A 15,513-nucleotide genomic window follows, 5' to 3' on the forward strand; every position below is an offset into this window, starting at 1 on the left:
AAAAGCACCAAAAGACGCCGGAAAGGGCCGCCTTTCTGTAGCGACTGGTCCTGTTCCGGGAAACATGCCATAGGAACGGACAAGAGTTTCAGAAAGACTGGGCGCCCAACGCCCCCCATAAAGCCAAGAATTGGAGAACCCGTGCGCATTCTCGATGAAGCCGTCATTCCCGAGCTGCCGAATTATTACCGTGGCAAGGTGCGGGAAAACTACGATCTGCCTGACGGCAACCGCGTCATCATATCCACCGATCGCCTGAGCGCCTTCGACCGGATACTCACATGCGTTCCTTATAAGGGACAGGTATTGACCCAGACGGCGCGCTACTGGTTCGAGCTGACGAAGGATATTTGCCCTAATCACGTGGTGAGTTATCCCGATCCGAATGTCGTCATCGGCAAGAGACTGGACATATTGCCGGTCGAAGTCGTGGTTCGCGGTTATCTCGCCGGCACCACCGGCACATCGATCCTGACCCTTTATAAGAAGGGTGAGCGGCAGATGTACGGCATGAGCCTGCCGGACGGAATGAAGGACAATCAGATTTTACCCGAGCCGGTGATCACGCCGACAAGCAAGGCCTTCGATGGCGGCCATGACGAGCCGCTGACACCTGTAGAGATCGTCGAGAAGAAACTTCTGACACTGGAGCAATGGGACACGCTGTCCCATTATGCGCTGGCGCTGTTCAAGCGCGGGCAGGAGATTGCCTCAAAGCAAGGCCTCATTCTCGTCGACACAAAATATGAATTCGGGACGGATGAAAACGGCAAGATCATTCTGGCCGACGAAATCCACACGCCGGATAGCAGCCGCTACTGGATGGCCGACAGCTATGAGGAAAGCTTCCGCAATGGCACCCGGCCGGCGAGCTTCGACAAGGATTTCGTCAGGGCCTGGGTTGCCGAACGTTGCGACCCCTATAAGGACGAGGTTCCCGAGATTCCGCAGGACCTCGTCTTGCAGACCTCGAAGGTCTATATTGATGCTTACGAACGCATCACCGGACAGAGTTTCGTTCCCGACGATAGCGGTGAGACGCCGCTTGCAAGAGTACGCCGGAATCTGGAGCCCTTCTTCCCCGGAGTCTGACCGTGAGCAAAATGATAGAACAGGCGAGAAAGGTGGACAGGAAGAGCGATCGTCCTGTCAAACGCCGGCCCCGCCGTTCCGCCGAGGAAACCCGGCGGGACATTCTTGCCAAAGCCGAAGAACTTTTCCGCGAGCGTGGTTTTAATGCCGTGGCGATTGCCGATATCGCTGCAGCGCTTGGCATGTCACCTGCCAATGTCTTCAAGAATTTCAGCTCGAAGAATGCCCTGGTCGATGCCCTCGGCTTCGAACAGATAGGCGCTTTCGAACGGCAGATCTGTCCACTCGACAAAAGCCATGCACCGCTTGAGAGGCTGCGTCACCTCGCGCGCAACCTCATGGAACAGCACCACCAGGATCTCAATAAAAATCCCTATGTCTTCGAAATGATCCTGATGACCGCCAAGCAGGACATGAAGTGCGGAGATTACTACAAATCCGTCATCGTGAAATTGCTGGCTGAGATCATTGAGGACGGCGTCGAGACGGGAACCTACACCGCCACCAACATTCCCAGTCTGGCGGAAACCGTGCTCCACGCGCTGACCAGCGTCATACATCCCGTCCTCCTTGCCCGGGAAGATATCGGCAATTTAGCAACACGTTGTGACCAACTCGTCGATTTAGTCGACGCCGGATTGCGCAATCCGCTTGCTAAGTGACGATTCCCTATTTACGTCACCTTCTCGCAATTGCTTGCGAAGCGCCTAAGCCTGCGCTTCTATGCGCGTGGCGGTCCGGAATGAATGTGATGACGAAGGCCCCCAAGAAGGCCTTTCCCGTCTTAACCGTTCCTCCCGGGCGCGCATCCGCCGAGCGACATTGCGCTTATAGTTGAATGCGACCGATACGCAGGGAAGAACAATGAGCCGACGTATTTTACCCCTATTTGCTTCTTTGTGTGTAACCGCGGTCCTGGCAGGATGCAGCGATGGCGGCGAGAGCGGCCAGACCGCGGGTCAGGGTGCCGAGCGTCCGCCGTCTCCGGTCAGCATCATCCTGATGAAGAGCAGCGAATATCCTCTGACAACAGTGCTTCCCGGTCGCGCCAGCGCGTTCCAGACGGCCGAGATCCGTCCGCGCGTCACCGGCATCATCCGCGAAATTCCCTTCAAGGAAGGCAGCGAAGTCAAGCAGGGCGACGTTCTCTACCAGATCGAAGACAACACCTATCTTGCGGAAGTGGCGCAGGCCAAGGCCAGCGTGGCGAAGGCCGAAGCCAGCGTTCCAAGCGCCGAGGCGAACCTTGCCCGCTACGAACGGCTGGTCAACAGCGGCGCAACGCAGATCGAATATGAAAACGCCAAGGTGACGCTGCTGCAGGCACAGGCCGACGTGGCCCAGACCAAGGCGGCGCTGGAAACGGCTGAAATCAATCTCGATCTCACCAAGGTTCGCGCGCCTTTCGATGGCATCACCAGCGCCACCGCTTTCAGCATCGGCAACGTGGTAACGGCAAACCAGACGACCGCTTTGACGACGCTGCGCCGCATCGATCCGATCTATATCGATCTGATGGAATCCAGCATCAATCTTCTGCGTCTGAAAAATGCGATTTCGTCGGGCCAGCTCGGCGGCGACACCAAGGAAACCGGCATTCATCTGACGCTGGAAGACGGCACCGAATACAAACATGACGGCAAGATCGACATGTCGGACATGGCGGTGAGCGAAACAACGGGCACTTTCTCCATTCGCGCCCTCTTCGACAATCCGGACGATCTTCTGCTTCCCGGCACCTATGTTCGCGCCACGCTGACCATCGGCAAGGAGAAGGGCTTCCGCATTCCGCAGCGCGCGGCAAGCCGCAACGCCAATGGCGAACTGACCGCAAAGTTCGTCTCGGCGGAAAACAAGGTGGAAACCCGCACCTTCCCGTCCAGCCAGCAATCCAACAACGCCTGGCTGGTGATGGAAAACGTCAAGGATGGCGACAAGCTCATCGTGGACGGCTTCCAGTGGATTGCCGACGGCGCAACTGTCGCGCCGGTGGAAGTAACCATCGACGATCGCGGTATCGTTGTTCTGCCGCAGCAAGCTCCGCCTGCCGCCGCCCCCTCGAAATAAGCATGAGCACGAAACCCTCGGTCGAAGCTCGTAAAAGGTAAGGCAGGACTGCCATGGCCCATTTCTTCATCCGGCGCCCCGTTTTTGCATGGGTTATCGCCATCGTCATCATGCTGGGCGGCGCGTTGGCAATCGCGACGCTCTCCATCTCGCAATATCCCGATATTGCGCCGACGACGGTGCGCGTCAGCGCGACCTATAACGGCGCCAGCGCCGAAACAGTCGAAAAATCGGTAACGACGATCATCGAGGACGGCATGACCGGCCTCGACGACCTCACCTATATGACGTCGTCTTCCTCCACCGGCAGCGCCGAAGTGACACTGACCTTCGGTAACAGCATCATGCCTGACATTGCGCAGGTTCAGGTGCAGAACAAGCTGCAGCTCGTCCAGTCGCAGTTGCCTGATACCGTGCAGCAGCAGGGTATCCAGGTCAGCCGCTCCACATCGAGCATCCTGATGGTCGGGGCGCTTATCTCGACCGACGGCAAGCGCAATTCGGCCGATCTCGGCGACGTGTTCTCCTCACGCGTCGAAGACCAGATCAAGCGTCTGGAAGGTGTGGGCAGCATCAACGTCTTCGGCTCCGAATATGCGATGCGCATCTGGCTGGATCCGTTCAAGCTCAACAAATATCAGCTGACCACGGCCGACGTCACCGGCGCCATCCAAAGCCAGAACACGCAGGTTTCGGTCGGCTCGCTCGGCGCGGTGCCTGCCGTCAAGGGTCAGCAGCTCAACGTAACGGTAACGGCGCAGAGCCAGCTCACCACGGTCGCCGATTTCGAATCGGTGATCCTGAAAGTCGAAAAAGATGGCTCGACCGTCCGCCTCAGCGACGTGGCCCGCATCGAAATCGGCCAGGAAACCTATGGTGGGGATTCCCGTTCCAACGGCCGGCCTTCTGCCGGTTTCGCGGTCAATCTTGCCACGGGTGCGAACGCGCTCGATACGGCGGCGCGCGTAAAGTCGGCGCTCTCGGCCGTCGAGGGTTCGCTGCCCGAAGGCGTTTCGATCGAATATCCCTACGACACGACACCCTTCGTGAAGCTCTCGATCGAGAAAGTGGTGCATACGCTGATCGAAGCGATCATCCTCGTCTTCGTCGTGCTTCTGGTGTTCCTGCAGAACCTCAGAGCCACCTTTATTCCGATGATTGCCGTGCCCGTCGTGCTGCTCGGCACCTTCGGCATCCTTGCGCTGACGGGATATTCCATCAACACCCTCACCATGTTCGCCATGGTTCTGGCCATCGGCCTTCTCGTCGATGACGCCATCGTCGTTGTCGAAAACGTCGAGCGCATCATGTCGGAAGAAGGCCTGTCGCCGGTCGAGGCAACCGAAAAATCGATGGGTGAAATCACCGGGGCGATCATCGGCATCGCGCTTGTATTGACGGCCGTGTTCATTCCGATGGCCTTCTTCGGCGGATCGACGGGTATCATCTATCGTCAGTTCTCGATCACCATCGTTTCAGCCATGCTGCTTTCAGCGGTGGTCGCCATCGTTCTGACGCCGGCACTCTGCGCCACGATGCTCAAGCCCATCGACCACCATAAAAAGCAGCGCGGTCCGGGAGCGTGGTTCAACCGCGGCTTCGGGAAGACGACGGACGGCTATGTCTCCTCCATCGGCTACCTGCTGAAACGCCCCCTGCGCGTGATGATCCTCTTTGCAATCGTCATTGGCGGCTGCGCCTGGTTCTTCAGCAAGCTGCCAAGCTCGTTCTTGCCGCAGGAAGACCAGGGCGTGCTTCTGACGATCATTCAGACGCCGACCGGTTCGAACATCGAACGCACCAACGAGGTGGTGAAGCAGGTCGAGAGCTACTTCCGCGAAAAAGAAGCCGCCAATGTCGAATCGGTTTTCGGCGTGCTTGGCTTCAGCTTCAGCGGCTCGGGTCAGAACAACGCAATCGTCTTCACCAAGCTCAAGGATTTCGGCGAACGAACCGCGCCCGATCAGCACGCTGCCGCCATCGTGCAGCGCGCCATGGGCACCTTCTTCGGTTTCCGCGATGCGCAGGTCTTCCCGCTTCTGCCGCCAGCCATTCAGGGCATGGGTACATCGAGCGGTTTCTCGATGTATCTCGTGGATAGCGGCCGCAACGGCACTGACGCCCTGACTGCTTCATCCAAGGAACTGATCGCGCTTGCCACCGGCAATCCGAAGATCAGTTCGCTTCGAAGCGACAGCCAGGACAATGAAACGCAGATGAAGATCATTCTCGATCAGGAAAAGATGGGAGCCATGGGCGTCGATCTTGCCTCCGTGAATCTCATGCTAACGACGATCTTTGCCGGCCGGGATGTCAATGACTTCACGCTCAACGGCGAACTCAAGCCCGTCTATGTCCAGAGCGACGCGCCCTACCGCATGCAGCCGGACGACCTCAAGTTCTGGTATGCCCGCAACACCAACGGCGAAATGGTGCCCTTCTCCTCCTTCAGCGAGGTGAAGTGGATCAACGCCCCGCCGTCTCTGGCACGCTATAATGGTACGGGCGCAATCTCGCTTGAAGGTACCGCCGGGACGGGTGTTGCCTCCGGTGACGCCATGGACGAGATGGAGCGGCTGACGGCAAGCCTGCCGGGCGGCTACACCGTGGCGTGGCAGGGCATTTCCTACCAGGAACGTCTGTCCGGTTCGCAGGCGCCCATGCTTTACGCTCTGTCGGTGCTCATCGTGTTCCTTTGCCTTGCCGCGCTTTATGAAAGCTGGTCCATCCCCTTCTCGGTCATCATGGCCGTGCCGGTGGGTGTGCTTGGCGCATTGACCGCAGCACATTTCTTCGGCCAGTCGAACGACGTCTACTTCAAGGTGGGCCTGCTGACGACCATCGGTCTTGCGGCGAAAAACGCGATCCTGATCGTCGAATTCGCCAAGGAAAGGCAGGAGCACGGCTTAACTTTGCTGGAGGCGACACTTGAGGCTGCCAAGCTGCGCCTGCGTCCGATCATCATGACGTCGCTCGCCTTTATCCTCGGTGTCGTACCTCTCGCTATTGCAACCGGGGCAGGTTCCGCGGCGCAAAATGCAATCGGTATCGGGGTGCTGGGTGGTATGCTTTCTGCAACACTGCTCGGAATTTTCTTCGTTCCGTCCTTTTTCGTCATCATTCGTCGCCTTTCAAGGCGTTAACAAAACAAAAATGGGCTGTGCCAACCGTTAATACGCTGCTAGAAATGTTGCCGATTTGGCAAATGCACGTTTCTACGGCATATCGACCGCGCAGCCCATTTGTCAGCAAGCCGCGCTCGGTAAGCCAACCTAGAGAATTGGGAAAATTATATGCTGTCTATTCGCGCTACTCTTCCCCTGACAATGCTGCTGCTCTCAGGCTGCGTTGTTGGACCCGACCACAAGACGCCGGAAGTTCAATTGCCGGGAAAGTTTGCGGAAGCCGGAAAAACCAGTAATGGCGACATCAGCAGCGTTGCATGGTGGACTGCCTTCAACGACGGCCGCCTGAACGGTTACGTTTCGACGGGCCTGGCGCAGAACCTCACCGTGATGCAGGCGATCGAGCGTATCAATCAGGCGCAGGCCCAGGTGATCGTGGACGGCGCCGGCGGCCTGCCGAGCCTGACGGGCAGTGGCAGCCACACGACCAGCGGAACCAAGGGCAGCTATCGTGACGTTCCCGTCACAAACGTGTCCAACGGCAGCCTCAGCGTTTCCTGGTTCCTCGACCTCTTCGGCCGCTACCGCCGGGCAACGGAAAGCGCCAATGCGTCGCTCGATGCCGCTTATTCTACCGTTGATGTTCAGCGCCTGACACTGATTTCGTCAGTGGCCGCAGCCTATATCGACGTGCGTTATTATCAGGAGCGTCTGGCGATTGCCCGTCAGAACCTGTCTTCCCGCCGCGAAACGCTTGATCTGACCAAGTTGCAGCTCGAAGCCGGTGCGGCCTCACGTCTTGACGTCGTCCAGTCCGAAGGTCTGGTCAATTCCACGCTGTCACAGATCCCCGGCCTTGAAACCAGCTTCCGCAAGGCCGCGCATCGCATCGCGACCCTGCTCGGCATGCCGGCCTCATCGCTTATTACCGAACTGCAGAAGGGCGCACGCCAGCCTGTTGCGCGCGCGATTCCCCGCACCGGTATCCCGGCCGACCTGATCCGCAACCGTCCGGACATTCGCGTCGCCGAACGCAATCTTGCCGCTGCTGTCGCCACGATAGGTGTAACCGAGGCTCAACTTTATCCGAGCATCGAGCTTGGTGGCGCGATCACCCCGAGCTACAATTTCCTGAGCGGCGGCGGTAGAGGAACGGCCAATAGCTGGTCCTTCGGTCCAAGCCTCACTCTTCCGATCCTTGATGGTGGCCGACTGCGCGCCAACGTCGACATCGCCAACTCGCAGGCGCGCGAACAATATCTCGTCTGGAAATCGACCGTTCTTAACGCGGTGGAAGAAGTCGAGAACGCCCTGGCCGCCGTCAATCGCGACCAGCGTACCGTCGATGCCCTGAGAAAGACCGTCGCCTCCTACCAGGAAGCGCTGCAGCTCTCCACCGCCAGCTATCGTGATGGTGCATCGTCCTTGCTCGATGTTCTGGATGCCCAGCGTTCTGTCTCGGATGCGCAGGCAAACCTTGCCACGGCGATCCAGACGACTGCACAGGACTACGTGTCGCTGAACGTGGCGCTCGGCGGCGGTTATGCCGTTGGCCAGCCAGCCCCGAAGAAAGCAGCCGGCCCGACCCGGACCGCAGCGAAGGCCATGTAAGACACGCCACAAGGCAAACGAAAAAGCCCGCGTTTCGACGCGGGCTTTTTTATTGTTCCAGACATAAAAAAAGCACCGGTCACCCGGTGCTTTTTTTTGTTTAACCCGTCACCAGGCTCAGTTCTTGGCGCGTTCCACGTAGGAATTGTCTTCCGTGGCGATGACGACGCGGATGCCGGCATCGATATGCGGCGGAACCATCGTGCGGATGCCGTTGGAAAGGATTGCCGGCTTGTAGGACGAAGAAGCCGTCTGGCCCTTCACAACCGGTTCCGTCTCCATGATTTCCAGCGTCACGTGGCGCGGAAGTTCAACAGCCAGCGGGTTGCCTTCGTGGATGGAAAGAACGCAGGTCATGCCTTCCTGCAGATATGCCTTCTGGTCACCCATCGTCTCGACATCAACCACGACCTGGTCATAGTTTTCCGGGTTCATGAAGTGGAAGCCTTCGCCGTCTTCATAAAGGAATTGGAAGTTCAGGTCTTCGACGAAAGCGCGCTCGACCTGTTCGGTGGTGCGCCAGCGCTCGGAGACCTTCGTGCCATCAACGATGCGGCGCATGTCCACCTGCGTGACCGGCGTGCCCTTGCCGGGGTGAAAGTTCTGCGCGGTAAGAACGACGTAAAGCTTGCCGTCCACGTCGAGAACATTGCCCTTGCGGACGGATGAGGCGATAACCTTGACCATATGACTTCCTTGTAACTCGATGAAATGCGTCGTAAAGGACTGCGCGGCAGCACCGGCCCCGGCAGACATTTTGTCTTTTTTCTGGGGCGCAACTACCTTAAATCCGCGCGAATTGCCAGCCTTCTACAGCAATTCGCGGAAGAGTGCCTAGCGGTTTTCCGCCCGGAATTGCTTTAAATGACGCGATCAGGCGTTTTGCGGGGCGTTTATCCGCAACAGGCGCCGCAGAGAAGACGGAAAAGAAGAGAAGATGCGTGCACGCAACGAGACAATGTCGCCCTGGTGGACGCCCGACGTCCATGCCGACCGCCGCGCTTTTCTCATTGGCCGCAACGCGATCCAGTCGGCATTTCGCAGCCACTTTGCCCGCGCTGATTTTCTCGAGGTCGATACCGCCACCCTGCAGATTTCCCCCGGTAACGAGGCCCACCTGCACGCCTTTGCCACTGAGGGCCTGACGCCGGGCGGCGATGCCGTACCGCTCTATCTCCATACCTCGCCGGAATTCGCCTGCAAGAAGCTGCTTGCGGCCGGTGAAAAACGTATTTCCTGTTTCGCCCATGTTTACAGGAACCGGGAAAGAGGCCCCCTGCACCACCCGGAATTCACCATGCTGGAATGGTATCGGGTCGGTGAAACCTATGAGAGCTTGATGAAGGACAGCGCCGATCTTCTGGCATTGGCCGCTGAAACCACCGGCACAAAAAACTTCACCTATCTTGGCCGCAGTGTCGATCCGTTTCTGGAGCCCGAACGCCTGAGCGTCGCCGAGGCCTTCGAGCGTTATGCGGGAATAGATCTTCTGGCCACAATCGGCCAAAACGGCGAGACCGATGAGCGACATCTCGCCGCCAGCCTTACCCATGCCGGTATCCGCGTCGCCGAAGATGATACCTGGGCGGATATGTTCAGCCGCGTCATCGTCGAGCGGGTGGAGCCGGAACTGGGTTTCGGCCGCGTCACCATTCTCGATGAATACCCAACCAGTGAAGCAGCCCTTGCCCGCAAGTCCGCAAGCGATGCGCGGGTGGCGGAACGTTTCGAGCTTTATGCCTGCGGCGTGGAACTTGCCAATGCCTTCGGTGAATTGACCGACGCTGCAGAGCAAAGACGGCGCTTCGAAATGGAAATGGCCGAGAAGCAGCGGGTCTATGGCGAGACCTATCCGCTGGACGAGGACTTTCTGGCGGCTCTCGCCATCATGCCGCAGGCCAGCGGTATCGCGCTCGGTTTTGACCGGCTGGTAATGCTGGCAACCGGTGCTCCCCGCATCGATCTCGTCATGTGGGCACCCGTTGCGGAATATGGACGATGACAAGGCTTGAAACCATCAAGACACCGGAAGCGCTTGTCGAAGCGGGGCTGATCGAGGCCAGCGCACTGGAGAGCCTGCGCGCGGTGACGCAGCGTTATGCGCTGGCGATCACGCCACCGATTGCCGACCTCATCGACAGCCGCGACCCACAGGATCCCATTGCCCGGCAATTCGTGCCGGATATGGCCGAACTTAACCACCTTCCCGAAGAACGGGACGATCCGATCGGCGACGATGCCCATAGCCCCGTGCATGGCATCGTTCACCGTTATCCCGACCGGGTTCTTTTAAAGGCAGTGCATGTCTGCCCCGTCTATTGCCGTTTCTGTTTCCGTCGCGAAATGGTCGGCCCGCAGGGCAACGGCATGATGAGCCCGGAGGAGCTGGACGCCGCATTCGACTACATAAAAGCCAACCCGGCCATCTGGGAGGTGATCCTCACCGGCGGCGATCCGCTGGTGCTCTCGGCGCGACGCCTGTCCGATCTGATGAAGCGGTTAAAAGACATACCGCATGTGAAGATCGTTCGTTTTCATACCCGCGTGCCGGTCGTCGATCCTGAGCGCATCGACGGGCCGCTTATCGAAGCCCTGAAAGCCAGCGGCAAGACCACCTATGTGGCTCTGCACGCCAATCACGCACGCGAACTTGGCGACGAAGCCAGAAGCGCCTGCGCGCGGCTGATTGATGCCGGCATAGCCATGGTCAGCCAGACGGTGCTTCTGAAGGGCGTCAATGACGACCCCGCAACTCTGGCCGAGCTTATGCGCGCCTTCGTTGAGACCCGCATCAAGCCCTATTACCTGCACCATCCAGATCTTGCGCCCGGCACCAGCCATTTCCGGCTATCGATCGAAGAAGGCCAGCGAATCGTTTCCGCTCTGCGGGGAAATCTCTCCGGTCTCTGCCAGCCGACCTATGTTCTCGACATACCCGGAGGCCACGGCAAGGCGGCAATTGGCTCAAATGCGGCCGAAAAAACCCGCGATGGCTGTTATTCCATATCTGATTTCAACGGAAACGATCATATTTACCCGCCGCGGACAGCTGGCAGCAATTAAAAAAAACATAAAAAGCCCGCTGTGCCGGGCTTTTGCGGGCGGCCCCCAACGAAAACAAAAATTTCACAATTCCGCCCCTCTCCTGTCATCATAAAGAAAAATATTCTACCTATAACAATCAGCATTGATTTTCATGCGGGTCTGGATTATCAGTGTGTAACTGGAGAACGAGTCTCCTGATTCCGGACCAACACCAATTACAGGGAGTGTGTCATGTCAAAATATATCAACATTAACGCAATCCTTGGTCTTGTGTCCTGGAATGCTGGATTTAAATCCACGTGTTCCCGCTGCTGTCGAATGTGACTTAACGGTCTCAATTTCCTGAAATTCAGTTCGACAACATGCTGTGAATTAGCCACAGCGGGAGTATATCTATGCAAAAGCAAGTTATTGAATTCGCTGGCGAACCCGTCGGCATCGTCATACCGGACAACGACCGGTTGAAGTTCATCGCGGTGAAGTTCCACGTTCACGATCTGGACGAACAGAAGTTCGACAGTGCTGATGACGTGCGGATCGCAATCCGTGATCTCGTGCGCAACCGGAATCTGGCCGCGGCCTGATGCGGGAAAACTATCGCCCGCTCATTGAACCGTCAAAACCAGAGCGCGCCAAATATCGGACCCCAAATTGCGGGCCGATGGCGCGCTTTTATTTTGCATGACAGTTTGCTGCAGGGTGTATCAAAACACTCCCATCCGCTGATCCGAAAAGCCCCGATAAGGCCTTCCCGTAAACAACACATCTAGATTCGATGAAGCGGCGCGCACCCCCGGGCAGCCCGACCACCGCCTTCACAGCGATGATATCCATGCATGCATGAATGCTTATCTGCGTCAGAACGCGGTGAAGGTCAGTGTCGTCAGCGAGCGGACGATCCCTGGAATATTGACGATGTTCTGGTTGATGAACTTGCCAATATCCTCTTCCTGCGGAAGATAGATTTTCAGCAGCAGATCATATTCGCCGCTGGTGGAATAAAGCTCGGAAACCAGTTCGGTTTTATAGATGGCGTCGGCGACATCATAGGTCTTGCCGGGCTCACATTGAAGCTGAACAAAAATGGGCTTCACGGACATCTCCCGTATTGGAACTTTCGGTGTGTGGCATCTGGCGCCACGCGTCATGGCGCACTATTGGCTGAGCCGCAGCAGACTTGCAAGACCGCCCGCCGGTTTACGCCGAAAACGCTCCCGGCCCAATTGCCGCCTCGGCAACGATCCAGCGCCGGAAGCTCTCAAGCGGCGCATAACCGGCGCGATCAGGCATGCAGGCAAGGTAATAGGCCTCTTCGCTTTCCACTTCCCCCGCAACAGCCGCAACCAGACGCCCACTTCGCAACTCCTCCTCGATCATGAAGGAAGGAATGAGCGATACGCCGAGCCCCGCACCTGCAGCTTCGGCAATGGTGGTGAACTGATCGAAGAGCATGCCGTGCACATTGTCAAAACGCACATCATGGCCGCGAAACCATTGTTCCCAGGCATCCGGCCGTGTCGTCATGTGCAGCAGCGGCACCTGCAACAGATCGCCCGGCCTTGAAAGTTCATGGCGCTCCCTGAAGGCCGGGCTGCATACCGGAACGACCTTTTCCTGCATCAGGAAAACCAGCTCGGTGCCCGGCCAGTGTGGCAGACCGAAATGGATCGCCGCGTCGACGGTATCGGTCCGAAAATCGAACAGTGACGACCGCGTCAGAAGATTGACCGAAACACCCGGATGCCGGGCGATGAAATCGGGAAGGCGCGGCACGAGCCAGCGTGTGCCGAAGCTGGGCAGAACACCGAGATTGAGCGTGCCGCCATCCGGGTTGGCGCGCAGATTGAGCGAAGCGGTCGATATGCGCCGCAGGGCTTCGCGAATTTCCCGCGCATAACCCTCCCCCGCCCTTGTCAGCCGGATCGTCTGCCGCTCGCGGAGAAACAGCGCCACGCCAAGTTGTTCTTCCAGCGCCAGGATTTGCCGGCTGACCGCGCCCTGCGTCAGGCCGAGTTCCCTCGCCGCAGCGGTAACGCTGCCCGCCCGCGAAGCGGCTTCGAAGGCCGCCAGCAGTGAAAGCGATGGCAGAAAACGGCGCGGCGGCAGAACCATATTCCCTCACGGAATGAACTCTTGACGATATGTCGATATTCAACAGGTGCGAGCGCTTGTAAAGTCTCATAAACAAGGGCTTGTCACTCATACGAAAAACAAATGAACTGGCCCGGAATATGGTGGAACGATGTACAACGACCCCCGCTCGCACGGCCTCTGGGAAAAGACCGCGCCGCAGCCGCCCGTAACGCCCGCCTTGCAGGGCTCGGCGGTTGCCGATGTCGTCATTGTCGGTGGCGGTTTCACCGGGCAATCCGCCGCCCTGCATCTTGCTGAAAGAGGCGTGGACGTCGTCCTTCTCGAGGCTAAGGAAATCGGCTTCGGCGGCGCAGGCCGTAATGTCGGCCTCATCAATGGCGGCATGTGGGTCATGCCCAGGGAATTGCCGGGTGTACTGGGCGAGGTTTATGGGGAACGTCTTCTCGGCCTTCTGGGCGACGCGCCGCTGCTCGTCCGCACACTGGTGGAAAAACACGAGATTCCCTGCGAGATCGAAAAAAACGGCACCTTACATTGCGCCGTCGGCGAGAAGGGCCTCACCGAAATTCGCGAGCGTTGTGAACAATGGGCTGCGAGGGGCGCGCCCGTGCGTGTTCTCGATGCCGATGAAACGGCAAGGCGCACCGGCAGCACGGCTTATTCCGGCTCTCTTCTGGACACCCGCGCCGGCACGATCCAGCCGCTTGCCTATGTTCGTGGTCTCGCCGCCGCAGCACAAAATGCAGGCGCGAGGCTGCACACCACAACCCCCGTAGTGGCGACCGAACGCAGCGGTGGACAATGGGTGGTGAAGACGCAGCAGGGATCGGTAACCGCCAACTGGATCGTTGTGGCCACCGAAGCCTATAGCACCGGCCCGTGGCAGATTGTCCGTGACGAACAGACCTACCTGCCCTATTTCAACTTCGCCACGAAGCCGCTCGGCGACAACCTTAAAAAAAGCATTTTACCGGGCCGTGAGGGCTGTTGGGATACGAAGGAAATCCTCTCATCCTTCCGCATGGACAACGCCGGCCGACTGGTGTTCGGCAGTGTCGGCGCCCTGCGTGGCACCGGCGCCGCCATTCACCGGGCCTGGGCGAAACGCTCACTGAAGCGGCTCTTCCCGCAGCTCGGGGATACGGAATTCGAATGTGAATGGTATGGCCAGATCGGCATGACCGACAATGCCGTGCCGCGCCTTCACAAATTCGCAGACAATGTCGTCGGCTTTTCAGGCTATAATGGCCGCGGTATCGCGCCCGGCACCGCCTTCGGTAAGGTAATTGCACAGCATATTCTGGGTGACATAACCGAAAGCGACCTGCCCCTGCCGATAACGGAACCCAAGGCACAGGCTTTCCGTGCGGTGAAGGAAGCTTACTACGAAGCGGGCGCACAGATCGCCCATTTCGCCGGCGAACGTTTCTGATCGGATATGCGGGCAGTTATGCCTGCGATGTCGGGCACCGGTCCGAACATGACGAATGACAAATTTTCGAACTTTTTTCACTGACCGCGCCAGCCAAAGCTGCGGCCTTTTTCCCAACCCATCGATATATTCTTGAAAATATAATGATTGCCCTATAGGCCTATCGATATATTCACCAGAATATCTCGAAACCGGGGGTAACAGACCATGAGACTTTTGCGTCGCAGCTTCTTCAAAACCATTGCCGCCGCCACCTCCTTCTGGGTGGCAGCTTCCTTTGTGGGTGTTCCGGCCCATGCCGCCGAAAAAGTTACGGTCTTTGCTGCCGCGAGCATGAAAAACGCGCTCGACGCCATCAATGCCGAATGGGCAAAGGAAAGCGGCAACGAAGCGACCGTTTCTTATGCCGCAAGCTCCGCGCTCGCCAAGCAGATCGAGCAGGGCGCGCCGGCGGATATCTTCATTTCCGCTGACCTTGCATGGATGGACTATGTCGCCGAAAAGAAGCTGATCAACGCTGACAGCCGCTCCAATCTTCTCGGTAACCGCATCGTTCTCGTCGCTCCCGCAGACAAGGCAAAGCCGGTCGATATCAAGCAGGGCTTCGATCTTGCTGCTCTCGTGGGTGAAGGCCGTCTGGCCATGGGCGCGGTCGATTCCGTTCCCGCCGGCAAATACGGCAAGGCCGCTCTGGAAAAGCTCGGCGCCTGGTCTTCGGTTGAAAAGAAAGTCGCCGGCGCTGAAAGTGTGCGTGCCGCCCTGCTGCTCGTCTCGCGCGGTGAAGCACCCTACGGTATCGTTTACCAGACCGACGCAGCCGCTGATCCGGGCGTAACGATTGTCGGCACCTTCCCGGAAGACAGCCACCCGCCGATCATCTACCCGGTCGCCATTCTCTCAGAAGCAAAGTCCCCGGCAGCAAAGGCCTATCTGGACTTCCTGAAGTCGGCCAAGGCAACGCCCTTCTTCGAAAAGCAAGGCTTTACCGTTTTGAAATAAGCTTGTCTCAGGCCCACCTCCCGGTGGGCCATGAAACTTGACGATTGC

At 58.2% G+C, this 15,513-nt stretch carries 13 protein-coding genes; 10 read left to right on the forward strand and 3 right to left on the reverse strand.

Going from position 1 to position 15,513, the window contains the following annotated elements:
* The first annotated feature begins 141 nt into the window (after positions 1-141).
* The 5 genes from M0412_RS17280 to M0412_RS17300 all read left to right on the forward strand — a co-directional run bounded on the left by M0412_RS17280 (position 142) and on the right by M0412_RS17300 (position 7,895).
* Positions 142-1,092, forward strand: a complete 951-nt coding sequence (locus M0412_RS17280; RefSeq protein WP_269701354.1) for a phosphoribosylaminoimidazolesuccinocarboxamide synthase — start codon at positions 142-144, stop codon at positions 1,090-1,092.
* Positions 1,093-1,094: 2 nt separating this feature from the next.
* On the forward strand, positions 1,095-1,754 hold the full coding sequence (locus M0412_RS17285; protein WP_269701351.1) for a TetR/AcrR family transcriptional regulator: 660 nt from the start codon (positions 1,095-1,097) through the stop codon (positions 1,752-1,754).
* 202 nt (positions 1,755-1,956) lie between these two features.
* Entirely contained in the window at positions 1,957-3,159 is a 1,203-nt protein-coding gene (locus tag M0412_RS17290; protein WP_269701348.1) for an efflux RND transporter periplasmic adaptor subunit, read from the forward strand.
* A gap of 53 nt (positions 3,160-3,212) precedes the next feature.
* Positions 3,213-6,302, forward strand: a complete 3,090-nt coding sequence (locus tag M0412_RS17295) for an efflux RND transporter permease subunit (protein ID WP_142842363.1) — start codon at positions 3,213-3,215, stop codon at positions 6,300-6,302.
* Positions 6,303-6,452: 150 nt separating this feature from the next.
* Positions 6,453-7,895 carry an efflux transporter outer membrane subunit gene (locus tag M0412_RS17300; protein WP_269701345.1) on the forward strand — a complete coding sequence of 481 codons (1,443 nt, stop codon included), beginning with the start codon at positions 6,453-6,455 and terminating at the stop codon, positions 7,893-7,895.
* A gap of 117 nt (positions 7,896-8,012) precedes the next feature.
* Here M0412_RS17300 and efp read toward each other — a convergent pair whose 3' ends face one another.
* Positions 8,013-8,582: an elongation factor P gene (efp, locus tag M0412_RS17305; RefSeq protein WP_142842361.1), complete on the reverse strand. Its 570-nt coding sequence runs from the start codon at positions 8,580-8,582 to the stop codon at positions 8,013-8,015.
* A 250-nt stretch (positions 8,583-8,832) separates the two neighbouring features.
* On the opposite strand from efp, the gene epmA reads away from it, so the two are divergent.
* From epmA to M0412_RS17320, 3 genes are all read left to right on the forward strand, one after another.
* A complete protein-coding gene (gene epmA / locus M0412_RS17310; RefSeq protein WP_269701341.1) occupies positions 8,833-9,897 on the forward strand; it encodes an EF-P lysine aminoacylase EpmA in 1,065 nt (354 codons plus the stop codon).
* Entirely contained in the window at positions 9,894-10,958 is a 1,065-nt protein-coding gene (locus M0412_RS17315) for a lysine-2,3-aminomutase-like protein (protein WP_269701338.1), read from the forward strand. Before epmA ends, M0412_RS17315 begins: the two co-directional genes overlap by 4 nt.
* 377 nt (positions 10,959-11,335) lie before the next feature.
* Positions 11,336-11,524, forward strand: a complete 189-nt coding sequence (locus M0412_RS17320; RefSeq protein WP_045019798.1) for a hypothetical protein — start codon at positions 11,336-11,338, stop codon at positions 11,522-11,524.
* Between the two features lie 273 nt (positions 11,525-11,797).
* Here the strand turns inward: M0412_RS17320 and M0412_RS17325 are convergent, their stop codons facing one another.
* A complete protein-coding gene (locus M0412_RS17325; protein WP_003521320.1) occupies positions 11,798-12,034 on the reverse strand; it encodes an Lrp/AsnC ligand binding domain-containing protein in 237 nt (78 codons plus the stop codon).
* 103 nt (positions 12,035-12,137) lie between these two features.
* Positions 12,138-13,052 carry a LysR family transcriptional regulator gene (locus M0412_RS17330; RefSeq protein WP_269701325.1) on the reverse strand — a complete coding sequence of 305 codons (915 nt, stop codon included), beginning with the start codon at positions 13,050-13,052 and terminating at the stop codon, positions 12,138-12,140.
* 130 nt (positions 13,053-13,182) lie between these two features.
* Between M0412_RS17330 and M0412_RS17335 the strand changes: the two genes are divergently transcribed.
* Both M0412_RS17335 and modA read left to right on the forward strand, forming a co-directional pair.
* Positions 13,183-14,466: an FAD-binding oxidoreductase gene (locus tag M0412_RS17335; RefSeq protein ID WP_269701323.1), complete on the forward strand. Its 1,284-nt coding sequence runs from the start codon at positions 13,183-13,185 to the stop codon at positions 14,464-14,466.
* A gap of 207 nt (positions 14,467-14,673) precedes the next feature.
* The gene (modA, locus tag M0412_RS17340; RefSeq protein ID WP_269701321.1) at positions 14,674-15,465 is read left to right on the forward strand and encodes a molybdate ABC transporter substrate-binding protein; all 792 of its coding nucleotides are present in this window, start codon (positions 14,674-14,676) and stop codon (positions 15,463-15,465) included.
* The last annotated feature ends 48 nt before the right edge of the window (positions 15,466-15,513 follow it).

The sequence above is a fragment of the Agrobacterium sp. O3.4 genome (assembly GCF_041414895.1).
Classification (GTDB): Bacteria; Pseudomonadota; Alphaproteobacteria; order Rhizobiales; family Rhizobiaceae; genus Agrobacterium; species Agrobacterium cucumeris.

Bases quoted from the DNA above. Each gene is read 5' to 3' on its own strand.
- M0412_RS17320 (WP_045019798.1), top strand. From the start codon at position 11,336: ATGCAAAAGCAAGTTATTGAATTCGCTGGCGAACCCGTCGGCATCGTC.
- modA (WP_269701321.1), top strand. From the start codon at position 14,674: ATGAGACTTTTGCGTCGCAGCTTCTTCAAAACCATTGCCGCCGCCACC.
- M0412_RS17335 (WP_269701323.1), top strand. From the start codon at position 13,183: ATGTACAACGACCCCCGCTCGCACGGCCTCTGGGAAAAGACCGCGCCG.
- epmA (WP_269701341.1), top strand. From the start codon at position 8,833: ATGCGTGCACGCAACGAGACAATGTCGCCCTGGTGGACGCCCGACGTC.
- M0412_RS17330 (WP_269701325.1), bottom strand. From the start codon at position 13,052: ATGGTTCTGCCGCCGCGCCGTTTTCTGCCATCGCTTTCACTGCTGGCG.
- M0412_RS17300 (WP_269701345.1), top strand. From the start codon at position 6,453: ATGCTGTCTATTCGCGCTACTCTTCCCCTGACAATGCTGCTGCTCTCA.
- M0412_RS17315 (WP_269701338.1), top strand. From the start codon at position 9,894: ATGACAAGGCTTGAAACCATCAAGACACCGGAAGCGCTTGTCGAAGCG.
- efp (WP_142842361.1), bottom strand. From the start codon at position 8,582: ATGGTCAAGGTTATCGCCTCATCCGTCCGCAAGGGCAATGTTCTCGAC.
- M0412_RS17290 (WP_269701348.1), top strand. From the start codon at position 1,957: ATGAGCCGACGTATTTTACCCCTATTTGCTTCTTTGTGTGTAACCGCG.
- M0412_RS17295 (WP_142842363.1), top strand. From the start codon at position 3,213: ATGGCCCATTTCTTCATCCGGCGCCCCGTTTTTGCATGGGTTATCGCC.